Source organism: Yersinia proxima, assembly GCF_902170785.1.
In the GTDB taxonomy this organism is placed as follows: domain Bacteria; phylum Pseudomonadota; class Gammaproteobacteria; order Enterobacterales; family Enterobacteriaceae; genus Yersinia; species Yersinia proxima.
Genome location: NZ_CABHYG010000022.1, coordinates 25,424 through 46,635, shown reverse-complemented (window position 1 = coordinate 46,635; position 21,212 = coordinate 25,424). Strand labels below are relative to the sequence as shown.

Sequence of the window (21,212 nt, the reverse complement as noted above, 5' to 3'; positions counted from 1 at the left end):
TGAGTATAATATTAAATGTATATCAGTAAAAAGGATATATCTCTGAAGTATAAGCTAGGTTTTACTTTACTAGAGTCTATGCTCTCGATGCTGATTTTTTCTATTATTGGTATAGGAGTTATGGCTACTACTAGTGTGCAATTAACCAGAGTTAAAGATTTTGAAGATAAAATTATAGCATCTTGGGTTGCAGAGAATGTTTTGGCAGAAATTAAATTGTTAAAAACTGTGCAAACTGAAGACTGGTTAACAGGAAGTTATGTAGTGCTTAATAAAAAATGGTATTGGCAATCAAAAGAGAAAAAAAATAATACAATAGATATTATTACTGTCGAAGTCCGTAGAAACAAAAGTAGCCTGCATCCAGAATTTATCCTTGAAGGATATCATGTTATTAATGAATAAAAATCTCGCACAAGGATTTACACTCTTAGAGGTATTGTTATCAATTATTATCTTCACTTTGATAAGTTTAACTGTTTATCAAGCTATTACCGCTACGGTTAAAGGAAACAGTGTTATAAATAAAAAGTTAAGGGAAATAAATAAATTACAAACAGCTATAAATATGATTGAAGATCATGTTTCACATACAGTAGTTTTTCCTAAAATACAAAAAAATAGCCAGCATCATAATGGTCTACAGGTCGGTAAGTTTTTATTAAAGAGTGATGATTATGGAATTTATTTTTTATGTGATATTCATAGTGGCATATCTTATCACATTCAGCCAATGCCCATTGGATATCGGCTAAAGAATGGTAGGTTAGAAAAGTTATTATATGATTTAAGTAGTGATGAGCTTAAAGTGTCTAAAATCCTGGATGGTGTAACGGCGTTTGTAATTCGTGTGTATTATAAAGGAAAGTGGTTAACGCAATGGAATGAGTCTGCCATTCTACCTCAAGGAATTGAGATAATTATTAAACTGGAAAATACAGGAACTATAAGAAAAATAATCCTTCTATTAAATGAAAATTTTCAACCAGAGATGAACAGATGATGCAACAAGGACTTGCGTTATTGCTCGTTTTATGTGCTATTTTATTTATGAGTGCAATAGTTTCTTTAACATATCGTGATCTACATGATATATATTATATAGTGGAGAATAATAAAAATAAACAATTTGAGAAACAGGTATTACTCGCTTCCGAAGGTTTTTTTTTGGAAGCATTTAACCAATTAATTGCAAAGGGAATGCATTTTAACAATATCTCATTAGAACTATTGATTTTATCTGATGTTATTAAAGTGAATGATGCAGAGGTTAATTACAGATTAATTGATAGTACAAACTGTTTTAATCTAAATGCTGTCAATGGAAATGGAACGATTTACCCATGGATTGTGTTTTGGTATATTTTACGGCTTAATAATACCACGTCTAAAGAATTCAACGAGAGAATGATGTATTTTGGGTTTTATTCTAAACTTGGTTTTGAAAATGATTATATTGATAGCATTAAAGATTATTTAGTTCCTGGTGAAGAAGATATATTGGCTATTAGTTATTTGTCTGATTACATTATTAAATTAAGTGGCGATGATTTATTTAAAATAACTCCATTCATTTGCCATAGGAATGACGGTGTACTACTAATCAATATTAACATGCTTGAGCCTAAACATGGTAAATTGCTACAAGCTATTTTTATAAATATAATTAGTGAAGATAATATTGCGAAGATAATCTCATCTAAACCTGATGAAGGTTGGGCGTCGGTCGAATCTTTTTTTGAATTTATAACAGAAAATACAACGATTGATAATGACAAATTAGATGGGTTTAAAAATAATTTAACACTTAAGTTTTCTCATGATAAATATTATTTTTCATCTATTTTTAAACTGTATCAGGATAAAGGGAATTATCAGTTGATGAGTACTTTTTATGTAAATGATAAGGGCGCTACTGTGGTGCGACGGAGGTTCAATTTTAGTGAGTAATATTAATAGTGAAACTTCATCTAAAACTATACTGGTTATTAGACTTGGAGCTTGTGCTAGTGACCCTGTTTATTGGTATGTAAAAACGGAATCTGGAAAGGATTGCAAATATGGTAGACTCAATAATTATACAGAATTAAAAGACATTTCTTTTTATTTTAATGACGAAGTGAAGATATTAGTAACATCTAGAGTTGTGATTTTCAGGACAATTAAAATAAAAAATAAAAAATATTTAAAGAATAGAAGGTTCTTACTTTTTTCTATTGAAAGTTTAATTGTTGGGGATATAGAAAATTATCATGTTGTGATTTTGAAATCGAGTAGAGAATTTTGTCATGTAATGGTGGTTGAACGTGACTTAATGAATCTTTGGTTAGGGTGGTTAACTGAAATCGGTATATCTGCTACTGTAATGATTCCTGATGTCCTTACATTACCATTTTTGGAGAATAAATGGTTTACAGTCAAACTGGATAATGAATGGTTAATCAGAGATAGTGGGGTTTCTGGATTTTTATTAGATAGATGTATATTTGAAAAATTATATTTATCAACAACATTACCATTTCGTGAAAACTTACTGATTCCTAATAAAAGCCAAGAGCCAACTTCGGAAGTTACGAGCTTTTGTGAAGCACTAAATATTATGGATAATAATATTGAAAATAATAATACTAATTTACTCAGTGGGCAGTATTATCAGCATAGAAAAGTAGTTGTTAATAATAGTTTATATCTTATGATTATTTTTTCGTGTCTGTTATTATTTGTTGTGATTTACTCTAATTCTTATTTTTATAGAAATAATATCTTAAAAGATATACATGATATAAATATACTTCTATCAGATTTTCATGTTAAATATCCACTGGTATTGAATTATAAAAATAATAGTGTTATCGCTGACCATGATTATGAAGATATATATTCTGATTTTATAGATTTATTACATAAATCAAGCGAGGTTCTTGGTGATGCAGACATTAGTATCAATAGTATTAGTTTCGACAATAATGCACACAAAATTAGTTTCAATATAGATGATGACGAAGATGTGGTTTGGGAGCTAAAAGATCCACATGAGCAAGATGAGAGATTAAATATCACCAAAGTATTTAATGACAATGACACCTGCGAAATTATATTTGAGTTTAAGTGATGAATTATAGCAAAATATCCATTTATTCATGTAGAAGTATGGTAGTGGTGGTTTTGACAGTTATAATAACATTACTTTTTGTTTCTATTATTACAATAGCTTCATTAGACAACGAAAATCTACAAAAAAAATATAATTTATACCATAGTAAACTTATGAATTATTCATCTCTTGCTAGTAGATTAAAGTTGTCAGCTATTACTAACTCTAATGTTGATAAGCATTCCAATGAAAATATTAATAATATATTGTCTGCATTGTTTATTGAAAACTTGACCTCATTTGAAATTGTATATTCATCGCCAGGCTATACTTCAGTAAAAGTTGAAAGTATAAAATTTTCAAAACTTATTGATGCGATTTACTTATTGATACAAGATGAACGCATGGAGATTAGCACGATAAATATTACTTTTGATAAAGTCAATGGTAATGTGAGCTGTTATTTCACTATTCTTGGTGGATTATCTTAAGGTATTAAATATCATCACGTTCGATGTGTTTTTTAGCTGAGGTTATTTTTATATTGTTGTTGGGTTATTTGTCTGGAGTTTTTAAATGTTGTTATTTTTATCTAAAAATTATGTTTTTTGATATTATATCTATAAATACCATTAAATGATAATGGAGTTCGTACTTATAAAAATGTTTTTAATCTATGTGTCATGAAAATAAATTCACCAGAATTTCCTTAGCTCCATATCATATAAATATGATATGTTTATATTAAGATGATTAATACCGCAAGCTATATAGCAATGTCATAAGTTGCGATATATAGCTGTTGTATTGTGCGCTATTTAACTAGGGTCACTTTTTTCTGGGTGATGATTTGGTTTTTTTAATCTGCTATTGATTTCGGCTGGATTCTATTGAACTTAATTATTAGCTTTTGTCATGTTAGTAGAGGCTTCTTTTGGGATTGTTGAGTTTCTTATTGTTAGTAAGTGTTCAAAATTATGCCTCAAGTATATTTCATTGAGTCAATGTATTTATTTAGCAGATGTGGAATGTTTTTTTCATTATAAATTGTATCTTATAACTCCATGTCAGTGATGTGTTTTTATTATTTACTGACGTGTTTTTGATAGACTTTCATGTTTATCATTAGTTTGACCGTGATTGTTGTTTTTCATTTGAAGTTATTGTTTTTGTCTTTTTTTATGATCTTATAATAAGACACTAATGATATTGTTTTTGTTGGTTTTAAAATTTAATTTTAAGTGTGAGAAATGTGATGAGTGACATAATTATTGGAGATTTTATCTTTACTCCACTAAAGAGAACCCTCAAAAAAGGAGGGGGTGTCATCAAGATAAGAAACAAAGAGTCCGAGGTTTTGTCTTTACTGTGTTTTCACTATCCTGATGTGCTCTCTCGTGAGAATATCGAGAAGAATGTATGGAGTGAAACCTACGTTACTGATAATACATTAACCCAGACTATTAGCAATTTACGTCATGCTTTGAATGATAAAGAACATGAGTTGGTTATTACAATTCCCAGAAAAGGGTACTGTCTTGGTGTAAAACCTGATTTTACCAGCCATGACTCCTTTGACATTTCACCAGTGGTTCAAACTGATGTATTAGATAATTCTGCTTATTATACTACCGAATTACCCTCTAAACGGAACCATATTGCAAACAAATTTACTATATTCATGATTTTCTGTGTTTGTTTACTGATTTCCTTTAATATTACATCTGATTATTATCAGATAAAAATTATCAATATTAAAAAGTTACCTCTCATCATAAATATAGATGAGGTGCATAATAAGAGTTTTTTATTTTCTTATAATAAAGAGCCTTATATTTTCTTAAAAAAACAAAAGAATGGTGAGTATACAGTCTGTAAGTTACAACGTGGAGGGATTACATGCAAAAGAAAATGACAAAAAAAATATTTATAATTGTTTTGTTTGGTGTGGGAGTTGGATATGGCTTTGGTAGTATCTACTCTTATTTTCATCCAATGAATAATATGGAAGGATATTGGGAGAGTAATTATGATTTTTATCATGACATAAAAAATTATCATGTTTACTCACGAGTCAGTATTGTTGGAAGGGAAATAAACGCATCTGCAGATGTATATGATAGTAATGGCAATATTAAAGCCAGGAGAAATATAGTGTTCACTGTGATGGACTCTAAAAAAAACATCTTCATCGGTAAGGTATTATCTCTATCGATGGAGGGAGAGTATGACCTTTATTTGAACAATTTTCTAAATACACCTTACGCGGTAAGTTATCCTATATTTTATCAGCTGAATGAAAATACTATTTTGATGGAGCAATCTCAGGGGCACCCTGTTAACAACTTGCGATTATTAACACGTATTTGATACTTGAGTATATCTTTCTATTTATTGAAATATACCTGTCATATTTGGCGAGTAATATTGCTTTATCAATCATGGCTAAGTGTGAAAATAATGTTCTCTCGCATTGTCTTTTTTGTTATGAAATTTTTATCTGGTGTTAAATCTATAAGCTCATTTACGAATGGAAGATTCGGTATCTTGTCGGGCCTTATTTTGGTTATTAGTCTATTCTCTTTACTCCAACTATTTTCCATCGGGTATTTATCTCATATATTGGATAATACCAAAGGTAATGTTGAAAAAACACACCATCGCCATCAGCAAGAAGTATTAATGGATCGTGCCAGAATGGAGTTATTAATCGCTAGCGATAAACTTAATCGGGCAGGAATCTATTATATGGAAGATAAAGAGACTGGTTCTGAAGGTAGTTGGCAGAGTCTCTTGAGCGAAGCAACACAATCGATGCAGCAGTCACAAGGTGATTTCCGTCAGTTGTTATTGGTTTCGGCCCATGATGATCGGCCTGAGTTCGTTGCCCTGAAAGAAAGCTATCTACAGTTGTATCAAGGTCTATCAGAAATTAGTCAGGGAATGGCTAAAAACAACAATATTGATGCCTTTTTTGAAGTTCCTATCCAAGGTTTTCAAAGTGATTTTACTGAAAAATATTACCGTTATTTGCAGGAAAGCGAAAATAACCGCACGGTTATGGATAGCCAATTGCTCTCTTCTTTGTCCTCGGCAAAACAGGCCGTTATCATTGCTTTGGTGATTTTATTGTGCCTTGCATTCTCTGTTTGGTTAGGTGTGACTCGCTGGGTTATTCGGCCACTTAATTATCTGATTGCCCAAATTCATGTGATTGCCGCGGGAGATTTATCTCATCAGATTGAGCATAACGCTTTTACCAGCCGGGAAGTTCGACTGTTGGCAGTCAGCATATACCAGATGCAACAAGGGTTAGTAGCATTGGTTAGCCAGGTGCGCGGTGGAGTCGATGTTATTCTAACGGGCGTTAATCAAATCGCTGCAGACAGCCATCGTATTTCTGAGCAAACGCAATCACAAACGCAGTCATTGGCTGCCACGACACAGAATATGTATCAACTTACCGAGCGTGTAAAACAGAATTCTAAAAGTGCAAACCTGGCAAATCAATTGGCGAATGAAGCTAAAAATATTGCCAGTCAAGGTGGTGATATGATGTCTGGCGTGGTGAATTCGATGGCTGATATTTCTGCGGGCTCACAGGAGATAGCCGAGATCATCACTTTAATAGAATCGGTAGCTTTTCAGACCAATATTCTGGCCTTAAATGCTGCAATTGAAGCTGCTCATGCGGGTCAACACGGGCGGGGATTCTCTGTTGTTGCACGTGAAGTGGGAATATTAGCGCACCAAAGTGGTCATTCTGCTCTAAATATTAAACGCCTTATTGGTAACTCTTCAAAATCCATATCGGCAGGCACCGATCTGGTGGGGCGATCTGGTGACAATTTACGCGCAATTATTGGCGCGGTCATAAAAGTGACTAATCTGATGGCTGAAATATCGGCTGCATCGCAAGAACAAAGTAAAGGTATTGAAGATATCACTGCACGGGTTGGAATGATTAATGAAGTCACCCAACTGAATGCTGATTTAGTCGGTCAATCCAGCCAAGCCTCTGAAGTGCTGCAGAAACAAATATTTCAGCTCAATCAGTCGGTGGCACGGTTTTGTTTACCTGTCACAGTGCGTCCCCCTCAATGTATTAATAAGGAGGTCGCAGTGAGTTTTTAATGTGCCATGATAGTTGTTAATAATTCGCGCCAGCCCGACGGATTTCCATAATACTCACTAGCTGGTAAAAGCGTTATTTTCCCCTGTTCATCTTCCAGCACAAAGGTCGGGAAGCCGTGCCCATGCACTTTAGCCAAGAGTGTGCGGCTTTCAGCAATATGTTGGTTGGATGTTACTAGCGCCGTATTGTAGGTATAAATAAATATCTCACTCTCTAGCCCAAGCTCCACCGCCAGTTCAGCTAATACGTGAGTATCTGCAATGCGACGCCCTTCAACATAATGGGCGTGTTGGATGTGATGAAGCATTTCTGTACCGCGACCCGCAAGTTCTTCCGCTGCCAGAATGGCGGCAATCGGCGGTGTGGAATCCATCATAACCGAGGTATCATTGAGTAATTTATTAAAATAATCATCGCCAAAAATTTGCCCGGAGAGTTGCGCAATACGCCGATCATGGGGCATTACATATCCACGCCACTGGCTGTCTATTTGGCGACGATTAGCCCCAGACATCATTCCGCCGCCATGTAATACCAATGTGAGTTTAGGAATATTTTGTACAGCTTGTACCAGTGGTGCAGCACCATAACACCAGCCACATAATGGATCGAAAATGTAATGTAACTTTGTGGCAGTCATCGTATCTTCCTCTATTATCTTTTCTGGCGTACTCATTGAGAGACGATCAGCATTAACAGTTTACTGCGGCCATTTCATTTCGTTTTTAAGTACCTTGGCACTTAATTCCAAGCTGGATTCATCTTTTAGGTCGGGATAATGTTTTTTCATTGCTGTAATCAGTTCGGCTGAGTCTTTTGCTTTAGGAATTTCTGTATTTAAGGTGGTTAAATAGTTTTGAGTAAATGTCACTGATTCCAATGTTTGTGGGGCGTTATCAAGATAATGTCCTGGAACCACTGTGACGGGTTTTAATGCTTTGATTTTTTCCAGTGTTGTCAGCCAATTCTGGCGAGACTCAGGAGTTTGAGTATCGGCAACCCATAAATGAATATTGCCTGAGACCGCAACACCGCCGACTACTGCTTTTAATGATGGGATCCAGACAAATGTCTTTTCTGGCGATGGTCCATCTAAGCCTTCGACGCTAATTTCCTGCCCATCAATAGTGAAACTATTGCCACGCAGCGCCTGAGGAACAATGATTTGTGTTGGGGCGTTCTCTTTGAGAATAGGGCCCCAATAAGCCATTTTCCCCTCTTTAGTGGCCTTAATTTCTTCAATAGTTTGCGGTGTGGCGATGACTTTAGCTTGTGGGAATGCTTGGGTAATGACATCCAGACCGAAATAGAAATCAGGATCTGCCTGGCTGATATAAATAGTGGTCAACTTTTTGCCACTTTGCTTAATTTTCTTCACTAGCGTTTCAGCATCATTGCGCTGAAATTGCGCATCAATCAGAGCCACTTCTGTTTTACCGCTAATAATTTCAGACGATACCGGGAAGATGCTTTTTTCTCCGGGATTATAGACTTCCATTTTTAGCTGTTCAGCAACATGTACTGTTGATATAGCAGCGAAAGTTGTCAGACCCGCAAAGGCCATTTGTAATAGTGTTTTATTTAACATGTTTGTTTTCCTGAGAGTCACTGGGATATGGGCTAGATAATAGATTGCTTATATCGATAGAAAAACCCGATAATGGACAATTGTTTGTTGCTTAAATCGAGCTAATTATGGATAGAATTACCGCAGCAGAGGTCTTTGTCACCATTGTTGAGCGGGGCAGTATGATTGCTGCTGCGGAGGTTTTGGAGATGTCGCGGGCTATGGTGACACGATATTTGGCTGAGATGGAGCAGTGGGCCGGAGCTCGTTTATTACACCGGACAACCCGTAAGTTAAGTTTAACTCATGCGGGGGAAGCGACCCTGGTGCGTTGTCGCCATATGCTTGAATTTGCAAAGGACATGGATTTAGTCGAGGGGCAAGAAAATGAAGAATTGCGCGGTTTATTGCGGATCAGTTGCTCTCAATCCCTCGGACAAAGTGCATTGGTTATTGCTGTTGCTGAGTATTTACGTTGTCATCCACAAGTGGCAGTGGATTTGCAAATGAATAACAGAGCCGTCAATCTGGTAGAAGAGCGTATTGATTTAGCACTGCGTATTACCAATGATTTAGATCCAAACTTAATCGCTCGTCCGCTATCTATCTGCCATTCCGTTGTTTGTGCTTCTCCGGATTACCTTTCCGCCAAAGGAACACCGAAAACCCCACCGGATTTGGCCGTTCACAACTGCCTGACATACTCTTATTTTGGCAAAAGTTTATGGCATTTTGACCAACAAGGCGTTAGATCATCGGTTGCGGTCGGAGGGAATCTCAGTGCCAATGAATCAGTGGTGTTACTCAGCGGAGCATTGGAAGGGGCGGGAATCACCTTGCAGCCCAGTTACTCTGCCGCGCCGTATATTGCCAGTGGTGAATTAACCAAGTTATTACCCGATTATCAACCTCAAGAGATGGGAATTTACGGTATCTATACTTCGCGCCGACAAATGCCAGCCACATTAAGGTCGATGTTGGACTTTCTGGTGGAGTGGTTTACTACCCACCCACTGCCTAATTGAAACCGCAGCGGTGTTAGCTGCGCGGTTACATTCCTAAACATATTTTTATTATTGGCACAGAGCTTAAATTATTTTGAATTTCATTTAGTTATCAATGAATAGAGAGATATATTACTTATCATGCTAGTTATAACTCTGTTCATTACTGGTTATTATTCCTTAACTCATGCTATTTCTATTTGTACCCGTCACCTGGAATTCGATTGGGCATGCAAATTAAATAATTATAAATAATAGGGTTATTGCGGTTTTATCCGGCAATTCGACCCTATCTACCTTTTTCTGTTCACTACAACGTACCGGTTAATTAATCATTTACCGGCAACATTTTGATCTGCCTGGGAGCTTTATTATGCCTGTTGCGCTGCTGGCATTAGCACTAAGTGCTTTTGCTATTGGGACCACTGAATTTGTCATTATGGGGCTGCTGCCTCAAGTGGCGGGTGATCTGCACATTTCGATTCCAACGGCAGGTTGGTTAATCAGCGGTTATGCACTGGGAGTGGCTATCGGCGCGCCTATCATGGCTGTCCTGACCGCCAAATTGCCACGCAAAAAGACACTATTGTTATTAATGGTGATTTTTATCATTGGTAATCTGATGTGCGCGCTGGCATTCAGTTATGATTTCCTGATGCTGGCCAGGGTTATTACCGCACTGAGCCATGGAGCCTTTTTTGGTATTGGTGCCGTGGTTGCTTCTAATCTGGTGGCCCCCAACCGACGGGCATCCGCAGTGGCTCTGATGTTCACCGGCCTGACGCTCGCCAATGTGCTGGGGGTTCCCTTGGGAACGGCGTTGGGGCAGGCTTTTGGCTGGCGCTCGACCTTCTGGGTGGTGTCGATCATCGGTTTATTTTCACTGGCCGCACTCTACCGCAAATTGCCTTCTTCTCAGGAGGAAGCCCCAACAGAGTTACGTAAGGAGATTGCTGCGCTGCGCGGAGGGGGTATCTGGTTATCATTGCTGATGACGGTCTTTTTTGCCGCGGCTATGTTTGCCCTGTTTACTTATATCGCCCCAATTTTGACTGAAGTGACTCAGGTTTCTGAGCATGGCATCAGTTGGACCTTGTTGTTGATGGGCGTAGGCCTGACATTAGGTAATATTGTGGGTGGGCGGTTGGCGGATTGGCGTTTATCCGTAAGCCTGACGACGACTTTCCTACTCATCGCGATATTTTCCGCTCTATTCAGTTGGACAAGTTACTCATTACTGGCTGCGGAAGTGACACTCTTCCTGTGGTCTGCCGCGGCATTTTCAGCCGTACCTGCCTTGCAAATTAATGTGGTCGCTTACGGCAAAAAAGCCCCTAATCTGGTATCAACACTTAATATTGCGGCCTTTAACGTTGGCAATGCTTTAGGTGCGTGGGTCGGAGGTGTGGTGATTGCCAAAGGATTGGGATTGACAGTCGTCCCACTAGCCGCCGCTGCACTGGCGGTTGTTGGTTTGCTGTTATGCCTGTTTACGTTTTCCCGCGCGCGCGCCGGTAAGGCTACTGCGCTTTAATTAAAAGATGAGTACTGTTGGGTAATCACCGCCGCCAGACGTTGTTGGAAGGTGATTGCCTGCTGTTTTAAATGCTCAATGAAGGTATCAACCAGGTTGGATGATGGGCGATGTATCGGCTGTATCAAACTGATAGTAAAAGGAATATCAACACTGAATGGCCGTATGCAAACACCTTCATTGACTCCTGCACCAATATAATCCAGAGCGGTTAATGGATTAACAATAGAGACCCCCACGCCTTCCCGCACCATGGCACAAACTGAAGCTGCGCTATGAGTTTCCAAAACTAATCTTCGATTAATACCTTGTTCGGTAAAGAGATTATCTAATAACTGGCGGTAACTGTCGGTGACTGACAGGCTGATAAAGTTCTCGCCCTGAAAATCTTGTGGGATCAGTACGGCTTTTTCCAGCAAGGGGTGGCCGCAGGGTAATACGCAAACTTCATTTACGGTCATCAGCGCATGGCGTACCGTGCCCGCCGGAGTCTGTGTATTCTCTGTTAAACCGAGGTCGTGCCGCTGAGCCGAAAGCCATTCTTCTAATAAAGGTGATTCTTGCGGGATAACGCTCAGACTAACTTCCGGATAGCGGTCAATAAAAGGTTTACACACCGCTGGAAGCAATGACTGAGAAAACACTGGCAGGCAGGCAATAGAAAGCTGCGCATGCTGGAATTGGCGTATCCCTTCGGCAGCCTGTTTAATACGATCAAGCCCATAATAAGAGCGCTGAACCTCTTCAAATAAGCGCAAACCTTGCACTGTGGGGTACAGCCGCCCGCGCACGCGATCAAACAGTTTTAATTGGACTAATTGCTCAAAACGAGCCAATTCGCGGCTGACAGTAGGTTGTGACGTTTGGAGTAATAACGCGGCTTCAGTCAGATTACCGGTGGTCATAACACCATGAAAAATTTCTATTTGTCGTAGGGAAATTGCGGGCATCACAGCTCTCCTGCGGTGGCGACTGTTTAATCTAACCCATATCATAAATGAATAGACTAAGGGTAAATAGATATTTTATTCACACCCACGATGTTGCTAATAATAACCTATCAGCGAAATCATTATTTTCGCCCCATATATTGACCCCATTATTAGGAAAGACCTATGCCGCGCGCACTTAATGACACCTCTTCGGCACTGACGGCCCAAAATCTGATTGCCTTGCCAGAACGTTTTGGTTGCCCGGTTTGGGCCTATGACGGCGAAATTATCACTCAAAAAATCAATCAATTGCGGCATTTTGATGTAATTCGATTTGCCCAGAAAGCCTGCTCAAATATTCATATTTTGCGCTTGATGCGTGAGCAAGGCGTGAAAGTTGACTCGGTATCTCTGGGTGAAATTGAGCGCGCTTTGCAGGCTGGTTTTCAGCCGGGGCAGGAACCTGCTGAGATTGTCTTTACCGCCGATTTATTGGATCAGGCTACCTTACTGCGGGTGACTGAATTAAGCATTCCGGTTAATGCGGGTTCCATTGATATGCTTGATCAACTGGGGCAGCATGCGCCCGGTCACCCGGTTTGGTTGCGGGTTAATCCAGGTTTCGGCCACGGACACAGTCAGAAAACCAATACTGGCGGCGAAAACAGCAAACACGGTATTTGGCATGAGGACTTGCCGCAAGCCATTGTGAAAATTCAGCAATATGGATTAACGCTGGTGGGGATACATATGCATATTGGTTCTGGTGTTGATTATCAGCATCTGGAACAAGTGTGTGATGCCATGGTGCAACAGGTGATTGCGCTGGGGCAGGATATCAGTGCTATTTCTGCCGGTGGTGGGTTATCAATCCCCTATCAATTTGGCGATGATGAGATTGATACCGAGCATTATTACGGCTTATGGAACAGCGCACGCGAGCGGATCGCTGCGCATTTAGGCCATCCCGTCAGTCTTGAAATAGAACCCGGTCGCTTCCTGGTTGCTGAAGCAGGAGTGTTAATCGCGCAGGTTAGGGCGGTGAAAAATATGGGGCGTCGGCACTATGTCTTGGTGGATGCGGGCTTCAATGATTTGATGCGACCAGCCATGTATGGCAGTTACCACCATATTTCAGTATTACCAGCTGACGGGCGCTCACTTGCCAACCAACCGCTGATTGATACTGTGGTTGCTGGCCCACTTTGCGAATCGGGGGATGTGTTTACTCAGGAAGCGGGGGGCGGGTTAGAGACTCGTGCATTGCCCGCCGCTAACATCGGCGATTATCTGGTATTCCATGACACTGGGGCTTATGGTGCTTCAATGTCTTCAAACTACAATAGCCGGCCATTATTGCCAGAAGTCTTGTTTGAACAGGGGCAGCCGCGTTTAATCCGCCGCCGCCAAACGATTGAAGAACTTATTGCGTTAGAATTGATTTAATCATAATGAGCCAGCATCTCAATCATCAAGCGATGCTTGCGGGCTGGCGACCGAATGGCGACGCACCAGTGTTGGGCTGAACATATTGGTGGTTTCAGGCAGTGGCGTGTTATTGGCTAGCGCCAGTGCTAATTCTGCGGCCTGTGTCGCCATTGCCACGACGGGATAGCGAATGGTAGTCAGCCGCGGGCGCAGATAACGGGAGATCAACACATCGTCAAAACCGATCAATGAGATCTCTTGTGGCACTTCGATACTGTTATCGCTGAGCACGGACAATGCCCCTGCTGCCATCGAGTCGTTATAACAAGTGACCGCAGTGAAGTTTCGGCCTCGGCCAAGTAAGTCAGTCATGGCTTGTTCACCGCCGATTTCATCCGGTGTACCGTAGGAAATTAAACGGTCATCAACCGCAATACCAAACTCTTCCAGAGCATCCAGATAACCTTGCAGGCGATCGGTGGCATCAGAAATTTGATGATTGGAGCAAATAATCGCTACTCGTTTATGCCCTTGCTGAATCAGATGACGGGTTGCCAGCCAGGCACCATAACGATCATCCAACGCCACACAGCGGGTTTCAAAACCGGGAAGGGTACGATTAATCAACACCATGCCTGGGATTTGCTGCATTAATGACGTCAATTCTTCATCAGATAATTTTTTGGCATGAACCACCAGTGCGGCACAGCGATGGCGAATCAATTGTTCGATAGCCTGGCGCTCTTTTTCTGCGTCATGGTAACCGTTTCCAATCAATAGAAAATTACCGGTGGCATAAGCCACTTGCTCTACCGCTTTGACCATAGAACCAAAGAAGGGATCTGATACATCAGAAACAATCATCCCGACGGTTTCTGTGGATTGCTGCGCTAGCGCCCGCGCATTGGCATTCGGGTGATATTGCAACTGCTCCATGGCGCTGCATACTGCCTTTCTTGATGTTTCACTGGCCTTGGGCGAATTATTGATAACACGAGATACCGTAGCGACGGAAACGCCCGCCAACTTGGCAACATCCTTAATAGTGGCCATTTTTCTTCCAGATATTTTCAGGGTAATCGCTTACATCACTCAGTTTTGCGGAAAATGAAGCTGTCCGCAAGGGGGGATGATCGCAACTTGGTGAGAAAAGACCAAAGAAAAGGAAATTAGCAACATGGCGCGCGCTTGGCGGCAAACAGAGTCACTCCACCAGATATCGGTCAACAAAATAGCCAGCGGCAGCTTAGTCTAAAATGATTATGCTTAGTCAAAATTATGCTTTGGGCTTACTGTCATGTGAATGTTACTTTTATGATCTATTCAATTGCCTGAGATAGCCATGTCCATCACCCGTTACCCCCAGCTTGCCCACTGGGGCGCTTATACTGCAGTTGTCGAAGATGGCAAATTGATCCGCTGTGAACCCTTTGCTGATGATCCCAATCCTTCACCCTTATTGGATTCCATTGCCCCGATGGTGTATTCCGACAAACGTATCCGCAAACCCGCAGTGCGTCGCTCGTGGCTGCAGCAACGTGAAAAAAGTGATCGCACTTTGCGTGGGCGGGAAGATTTTGTTGAGGTGGACTGGGATGTCGCGCTGGATTTAGTCGCAGAAGAGAATCGCCGAGTGAGAGGTCAGTATGGCCCATCAGGGCTGTTTACTGGCTCTTATGGCTGGTCTTCTGCTGGGCGTTTACATCACGCTCGCTCATTAGTCAGGCGTTTCTATTTCAGTGGCGGCGGTGGTGTTGATCAACTGGGTAACTACAGCTGGGGATCGGCACAGTTTTTCTTACCTTATGTCATCGGGACTTTTAGCCCACTGACGGGCAGGGTGACCTCTTGGCCCAGTGTGGTGGAGCACTGCGAACTGTTTATCGCGTTCGGCGGATTGGCGCTGAAAAATGCTCAGGTGTCCTCTGGCGGTTCGGCGGAACATTCATTAAAACCCTGGCTGGAGAAATTGGCACAAAAGGGCACGCCAGTGATCAACATCAGCCCGATGCGCGATGATTGCCCGGACTTTGTGAATGCAGAATGGATCCCCATTCGTCCTAACACCGATGTGGCACTGATGCTGGCACTGGCGTATGAAATTCAGCGCCTTGAGGGTGAGGATAAGGCTTTTCTGGCTTCTCATTGTGTGGGCTATGAGCAATTAGCTGATTACATTCGCGGAGTGAATGATGGCGTAGCGAAAACGCCAGATTGGGCCAGCGATATTACTGGTATTCCGGCGGCAAGAATTAGTCAGTTGGCACAGCAACTTATTGGTGTGCGCAGCTTTATGACTTGCTCCTATTCCGTTCAGCGCGCGCATCGCGGTGAACAACCTTACTGGATGGTCATTGCGTTATCGGCCATGTTAGGGCAAGTGGGCTTACCCGGCGGCGGTTTCTCGTTTGGTCACGGCTCAATGAATGGCGTGGGTAATCCCAGAATTGATACCCCGGGGCCAAGTATGCCGGTGGGGAAAAATCCAGCGGGGCTGGCGATTCCGGTGGCGCGGATTTGTGACATGTTGCTGCAACCGGGGCAGCCTTATCAGTTTCAGGGGGAAACTCATAACTATCCAGACATTCATTTGGTGCACTGGGCGGGTGGCAATCCTTTCCACCATCATCAGCAATTGAATCGGCTGGTGGAGGGCTGGCAAAAGCCGGATACCGTGATTGTGCAGGATATCTGGTGGACACCCGCAGCGAAAATGGCAGATATCGTGTTGCCGGTTACCAGTTCGCTGGAGCGCAATGATATTGGTGGATCGTCTCGGGATCGCTATGTATTGGCAATGCATCAGGCCATTGCCCCGCAACATCAGGCTCGGCACGATTTTGATATTTTCGCTGACTTAGCTGAGCGGCTCGGTTATCGCGACACCTTCACTGAAGGGCGCGATGAAATGGCGTGGATCAAACATATTTATCAGGAGTGCGGTGTCGCACAACAGCCCCATGAGGTGGAATGGCCTGATTTTGAGACTTTCTGGCAACGGGGACATGTGGATTTACCGGCTCCGCAGAAAGAGTTCGTTTTCTTCGATGCTTTCCGCGCCGATCCGCAGGTTAATCCTCTGCAGACGCCGAGCGGTAAAATTGAATTATTCAGTGAAAAAATCGCCAGTTACCAATATGAGGATTTTGCCCCGCATGCCCAATGGAAGCCACCTATTGAATGGCTGGGTGCGCCGCAAGCTGAGCAATGGCCGCTGCATTTGATCTCTATCCAGCCGAGTGATCGCCTGCACAGCCAGCTTGATCCTGCTCCCTTGGCGCAGGGCAATAAAACCGCCGGTCGCGAAACCCTCTATATGCACCCACAGGATGCCGCTCATCGTGAAATTACGGAAGGTAGCCAGGTTAAAGTGAGTAATTTACGCGGAAGTTGTCTGGCGGGGGTACGTATTACTGACGGTGTGACGCGTGGGGTGGTGCTGATGGCAACGGGGGCCTGGTTTGATCCCGGTTTTGGTGGCAAACAGCCTTTTGGTAGCGAACAACATCAAGTTGAGCAATCCGGTAATCCTAATGTCCTGACATTAGATATTGGTACTTCTCGTTTGACCCAAGGCCCGAACGCGATGAGTTGTCTGGTTGAGGTGGCACTGTATTAATACAGTTGTACTTATTCAGCGGTACTGATGCATCGGATGTACCGCAATGAATTACAAACCTTTTCGCCTTTCTGACAATGTTCACTCCTGGTTACACTTTGCACGTAAATGTTGCGATTGCTTGCTGGCTGAGGTTTCACTTAAACGGATAGAGTAGTGATCCCAGAGGTATTAATTGGTGAGTAATCAACATACGCTGTGTGTTAAAGCCAGTTTTTTATTTACACCGACCTACGCAGATGCGTAGGTTTTTTTTTATTTGTTACCTCTGCGGCACCCTCTTCGCGCTATTCTCTCTCATACTATAGTATTCTCTCCTTTGTATATTCATCGACTTATAGAGAAACAGACATGGCTTATCGTTTGCTGCGCGCTCTTTTCCGTGGGTTATTTCGCGTCACTATTGATGGTATTACTGACCAGTTTTCGCACCAAAAACTGATTATTACGCCAAATCACGTTTCTTTCCTTGATGGGGCTTTGTTAGCGCTGTTTCTCCCGATAAAGCCGGTGTTTGCGGTCTATTCCAACATTACTGAAAGCTGGTATATGCGTTGGTTGAAACCCTATGTGGACTTTGTCGCGCTTGACCCGACCAAGCCAATGGCAATCAAACACTTGGTTAGAATGGTCGAACAGGGCAGGCCGGTGGTGATATTCCCCGAAGGGCGCATCACGGTGACCGGCTCATTAATGAAAATCTATGATGGTGCAGCATTTATTGCTGCAAAATCAGGTGCTGCGGTGGTTCCTATCCGTCTGGAAGGCCCTGAATTTACCCGCTTTGGGCGACTGGGGGATGTGCTAAAAGTCCGTTGGTTCCCGAAAATCAGTATTCATGTACTGCCCGCGACCACTTTACCTATGCCACAAGCGCCGCGTGCCCGTGACCGCAGGGTGCTGGCGGGTGAGCGCTTACACTCCATTATGATGGCGGCGCGGATGGCTATCGTGCCACGTGAAACACTTTTTGAAGCGTTGCTATCCGCACAAACGCGTTATGGGCGTTTTAAACCGTGCATCGAAGACATTTCCTTTAAAGAAGATAGCTACCAGACGCTGCTAAAGAAAATCTTAGGTGTCAGCCGTATCCTGCAACGTTTTACTACGCAGGGAGAGCATGTGGGGATGCTATTACCCAATGCGACTATCACGACCGCGGCGATTTTCGGTGCGACCCTCCGTGGCCGTATCCCGGCGCTACTTAACTACACCTCCGGTGCCAAAGGCCTGAAAAGTGCCATCACTGCTGCGTCCCTGAAGACTATCGTCACCTCGCGCCAGTTCCTGGAAAAAGGCAAACTGACACATTTACCTGAACAGGTCACAGAGGCCAATTGGGTCTATCTGGAAGATTTAAAAGATACGGTTACGCTGGCTGATAAGTTATGGATTTTATTCCATTTATGCTGCCCGCGTCGGGCGATGGTGCCACAACAAGCCGATGATAGTGCCTTGATCTTGTTTACCTCCGGTTCAGAAGGCAACCCTAAAGGTGTGGTGCATTCACATGCCAGCTTATTGGCAAACGTTGAGCAGATCCGCACCATTGCAGACTTTACGCCGCGTGATCGTTTTATGTCGTCACTGCCACTGTTTCATGCCTTTGGTCTGACGGTCGGTTTATTCACACCGCTAATGACCGGCAGCCGGGTATTTCTTTATCCAAGCCCGCTGCATTATCGGGTGGTGCCAGAATTAGTGTATGACCGTAACTGTACCGTGTTATTTGGTACGTCCACTTTCCTGGGGAATTATGCCCGCTTTGCCCATCCATACGATTTTGCCCGCTTGCGTTATGTGGTGGCTGGCGCTGAAAAGCTGGCTGATAGCACCAAACAGATTTGGCAGGACAAGTTTGGTATTCGTATTTTGGAAGGTTATGGCGTGACGGAATGCGCGCCAGTCGTAGCAATTAACGTACCGATGGCGGCAAAAGTGAATACTGTGGGCCGCATTTTGCCGGGCATGGAGTCTCGCGTGATCCCTGTGCCGGGAATCGAACAGGGCGGGCGCTTACAATTGCGCGGCCCGAATATTATGCGCGGCTACCTGCGGGTAGAGAAACCGGGTGTGCTGGAACGCCCCTCCGCTGAAAATGCGCAGGGTGAGCAGGAAGCGGGCTGGTATGACACCGGTGATATTGTGGCTATCGATGAACAAGGATTCTGCGCCATTCGAGGCCGCATGAAGCGCTTTGCTAAATTAGCCGGAGAAATGGTATCACTGGAAAGTGTCGAGCAGCTTGTACTGCGAATTTCACCAGAAGGGCAGCATGCGGCAGCCACGAAAACAGATAGCGCCAAAGGGGAAGCCTTGGTGTTGTTTACTACCGACAGCGAGATAACCCGCGAGAAATTAGTTAAAGCAGCGCGGGAAAACGGTGTGCCTGAACTGGCTGTACCGCGCGACATTCGGGTGGTGAAAGCCTTGCCTTTGTTGGGGAGCGGCAAACCTGACTTTGTGACGTTAAGTAAAATGGCGGAAGATCCGGAGATGAGCGCATGAGTCAGCCAATATTAGCAGATAAGCCATTGTTATCCAGAGGGATGATAGCGGTTCTATGTGCGCAGTTTTTCTCGGCTTTTGGTGATAACGCACTGCTTTTTGCTACGCTGGCATTAATTAAGCAGCAGTTATATCCCGACTGGAGTCAGCCTATTTTACAAATGGCATTCGTCGCGACCTATATCATTCTGGCTCCGTTTGTCGGGCAATTTGCCGATAGCTTTGCCAAAGGGCGAGTGATGATGGTGGCGAATGGCTTGAAGCTGGCCGGTGCGCTGGTTATCTGTTTTGGTTTTAATCCGTTTCTGGGATATAGCCTGGTGGGTGTGGGGGCTGCGGCCTATTCACCTGCTAAATATGGCATTCTGGGTGAAATTACCTCTGGCGAGCAGTTGGTTAAAGCCAACGGCATGATGGAGGCTTCAACCATCGCCGCTATTTTACTCGGCTCGGTCGCGGGCGGTGTGTTAGCAGACTGGCACTTGGGCGCGGCATTGGGTGTGTGCGCACTGGTATATGCCATTGCGGTGGTCGCTAATATGTTTATCCCAAAGCTAGCTGCTGCTCGCTCAGGCAGCTCATGGCGACCTCGGGCAATGACCGGCAGTTTCTTTGCTGCTTGCCGGATTTTATGGCGTGACGGTGAAACTCGCTTCTCACTGGCGGGAACCAGTCTATTTTGGGGGGCAGGGGTTACTCTGCGTTTCCTGTTGGTGCTCTGGGTGCCTATCGCGCTGGGGATCACGGATAATGCCACTCCCACACTGCTAAATGCGATGGTAGCGATTGGTATTGTTGTGGGCGCAGGAGCAGCGGCTCGTTTTGTTACACTGAAAACTGTGAAACGTTGCTTACCAGCGGGGGTACTAATTGGTGTGGCGGTGGCGATTTTTGCTCTGCAACACAGTATGCCGATGGCCTATCTGCTGCTGATTATCATCGGGATTTTGGGCGGATTCTTTGTGGTGCCGCTTAATGCTCTATTGCAGGAGCGCGGCAAAAATAGCGTCGGTGCCGGTAATGCGATTGCGGTGCAAAATCTCGGTGAAAACACCGCGATGCTGCTGATGCTGGGCTTATTCTCAGTGGTCGTGAAACTTGGCGTGCCGGTGATAGCGGTGGGGGTTGGCTTCGGCGTGATATTTGCACTGGCAATCGCGTTACTTTGGGGCTGGCAGTGGCGTCAACAGCGACGTAAAGCGACTGAATAATTTGAAAGGCTGTCTACAGACAAACCCCAACGACTCGATCTTACAAGGTGAAGGCAGGCAGAAGAGTAAAGCGTCCGCGCCAAGGATGGCGCGGGTCGAGCCTACATGGACGTATTGACGGCGTCTTTACGATCTGCCTGTTTTCACCGCTACGGGCACTTTGTCATTAACCTCAAGGCC

General features: G+C 43.4%; 18 protein-coding genes. 14 read left to right on the top strand and 4 right to left on the bottom strand.

Annotation, left to right across the window (positions count from 1 at the left end):
* The first annotated feature begins 15 nt into the window (after positions 1 to 15).
* The 8 genes from gspI to FTB31_RS20260 all read left to right on the top strand — a co-directional run bounded on the left by gspI (position 16) and on the right by FTB31_RS20260 (position 7,228).
* The gene (gene gspI / locus FTB31_RS20295) at positions 16 to 405 is read left to right on the top strand and encodes a type II secretion system minor pseudopilin GspI (RefSeq protein WP_072081957.1); all 390 of its coding nucleotides are present in this window, start codon (positions 16 to 18) and stop codon (positions 403 to 405) included.
* A complete protein-coding gene (gspJ, locus tag FTB31_RS20290) occupies positions 398 to 1,003 on the top strand; it encodes a type II secretion system minor pseudopilin GspJ (protein ID WP_077175334.1) in 606 nt (201 codons plus the stop codon). The genes gspI and gspJ overlap by 8 nt, the downstream gene beginning before the upstream one ends.
* Positions 1,000 to 1,950, top strand: coding sequence for a type II secretion system protein GspK (locus FTB31_RS20285; RefSeq protein WP_077175335.1), 951 nt, complete (start codon positions 1,000 to 1,002; stop codon positions 1,948 to 1,950). The genes gspJ and FTB31_RS20285 overlap by 4 nt, the downstream gene beginning before the upstream one ends.
* Positions 1,943 to 3,112 carry a type II secretion system protein GspL gene (gene gspL / locus FTB31_RS20280; RefSeq protein ID WP_175628110.1) on the top strand — a complete coding sequence of 390 codons (1,170 nt, stop codon included), beginning with the start codon at positions 1,943 to 1,945 and terminating at the stop codon, positions 3,110 to 3,112. Before FTB31_RS20285 ends, gspL begins: the two co-directional genes overlap by 8 nt.
* 44 nt (positions 3,113 to 3,156) lie before the next feature.
* Entirely contained in the window at positions 3,157 to 3,585 is a 429-nt protein-coding gene (locus FTB31_RS20275; RefSeq protein WP_139344336.1) for a hypothetical protein, read from the top strand.
* Positions 3,586 to 4,349: 764 nt separating this feature from the next.
* Positions 4,350 to 5,009, top strand: coding sequence for a winged helix-turn-helix domain-containing protein (locus FTB31_RS20270; protein ID WP_077175338.1), 660 nt, complete (start codon positions 4,350 to 4,352; stop codon positions 5,007 to 5,009).
* Positions 4,994 to 5,464 carry a hypothetical protein gene (locus FTB31_RS20265; RefSeq protein WP_050078680.1) on the top strand — a complete coding sequence of 157 codons (471 nt, stop codon included), beginning with the start codon at positions 4,994 to 4,996 and terminating at the stop codon, positions 5,462 to 5,464. Before FTB31_RS20270 ends, FTB31_RS20265 begins: the two co-directional genes overlap by 16 nt.
* Before the next feature lie 90 nt (positions 5,465 to 5,554).
* The gene (locus FTB31_RS20260; RefSeq protein WP_139343737.1) at positions 5,555 to 7,228 is read left to right on the top strand and encodes a methyl-accepting chemotaxis protein; all 1,674 of its coding nucleotides are present in this window, start codon (positions 5,555 to 5,557) and stop codon (positions 7,226 to 7,228) included.
* Here the strand turns inward: FTB31_RS20260 and FTB31_RS20255 are convergent.
* Complete coding sequence (locus tag FTB31_RS20255; protein WP_050078677.1) at positions 7,225 to 7,869, bottom strand: DsbA family protein; 645 nt, start codon at positions 7,867 to 7,869, stop codon at positions 7,225 to 7,227. The two genes, FTB31_RS20260 and FTB31_RS20255, sit on opposite strands and share 4 nt — an antisense overlap.
* Positions 7,870 to 7,929: 60 nt before the next feature.
* Positions 7,930 to 8,817, bottom strand: coding sequence for an MBL fold metallo-hydrolase (locus FTB31_RS20250; RefSeq protein ID WP_227731729.1), 888 nt, complete (start codon positions 8,815 to 8,817; stop codon positions 7,930 to 7,932).
* Positions 8,818 to 8,924: 107 nt separating this feature from the next.
* Here FTB31_RS20250 and FTB31_RS20245 point away from each other — a divergent pair, with 107 nt between their 5' ends.
* Both FTB31_RS20245 and FTB31_RS20240 read left to right on the top strand, forming a co-directional pair.
* Positions 8,925 to 9,821, top strand: coding sequence for a LysR family transcriptional regulator (locus FTB31_RS20245; protein WP_050078674.1), 897 nt, complete (start codon positions 8,925 to 8,927; stop codon positions 9,819 to 9,821).
* A 352-nt stretch (positions 9,822 to 10,173) separates the two neighbouring features.
* The gene (locus tag FTB31_RS20240) at positions 10,174 to 11,334 is read left to right on the top strand and encodes an MFS transporter (RefSeq protein WP_050078673.1); all 1,161 of its coding nucleotides are present in this window, start codon (positions 10,174 to 10,176) and stop codon (positions 11,332 to 11,334) included.
* On the opposite strand, the gene FTB31_RS20235 is transcribed toward FTB31_RS20240, so the two are convergent.
* Positions 11,331 to 12,284: a LysR family transcriptional regulator gene (locus FTB31_RS20235; protein WP_077175339.1), complete on the bottom strand. Its 954-nt coding sequence runs from the start codon at positions 12,282 to 12,284 to the stop codon at positions 11,331 to 11,333. The genes FTB31_RS20240 and FTB31_RS20235 overlap by 4 nt on opposite strands.
* A 165-nt stretch (positions 12,285 to 12,449) precedes the next feature.
* Here FTB31_RS20235 and lysA point away from each other — a divergent pair, with 165 nt between their 5' ends.
* Positions 12,450 to 13,712 carry a diaminopimelate decarboxylase gene (lysA, locus tag FTB31_RS20230; protein WP_077175340.1) on the top strand — a complete coding sequence of 421 codons (1,263 nt, stop codon included), beginning with the start codon at positions 12,450 to 12,452 and terminating at the stop codon, positions 13,710 to 13,712.
* 18 nt (positions 13,713 to 13,730) lie between these two features.
* Here lysA and galR read toward each other — a convergent pair whose 3' ends face one another.
* Positions 13,731 to 14,747, bottom strand: a complete 1,017-nt coding sequence (gene galR / locus FTB31_RS20225; protein WP_077175341.1) for an HTH-type transcriptional regulator GalR — start codon at positions 14,745 to 14,747, stop codon at positions 13,731 to 13,733.
* Between the two features lie 289 nt (positions 14,748 to 15,036).
* Between galR and FTB31_RS20220 the strand changes: the two genes are divergently transcribed.
* From FTB31_RS20220 to lplT, 3 genes are all read left to right on the top strand, one after another.
* Positions 15,037 to 17,313, top strand: a complete 2,277-nt coding sequence (locus tag FTB31_RS20220; RefSeq protein WP_227731728.1) for a molybdopterin guanine dinucleotide-containing S/N-oxide reductase — start codon at positions 15,037 to 15,039, stop codon at positions 17,311 to 17,313.
* Positions 17,314 to 17,664: 351 nt separating this feature from the next.
* Complete coding sequence (aas, locus tag FTB31_RS20215) at positions 17,665 to 19,821, top strand: bifunctional acyl-ACP--phospholipid O-acyltransferase/long-chain-fatty-acid--ACP ligase (protein ID WP_077175343.1); 2,157 nt, start codon at positions 17,665 to 17,667, stop codon at positions 19,819 to 19,821.
* Complete coding sequence (gene lplT / locus FTB31_RS20210; RefSeq protein WP_050078664.1) at positions 19,818 to 21,032, top strand: lysophospholipid transporter LplT; 1,215 nt, start codon at positions 19,818 to 19,820, stop codon at positions 21,030 to 21,032. The genes aas and lplT overlap by 4 nt, the downstream gene beginning before the upstream one ends.
* Positions 21,033 to 21,212: the final 180 nt, after the last annotated feature.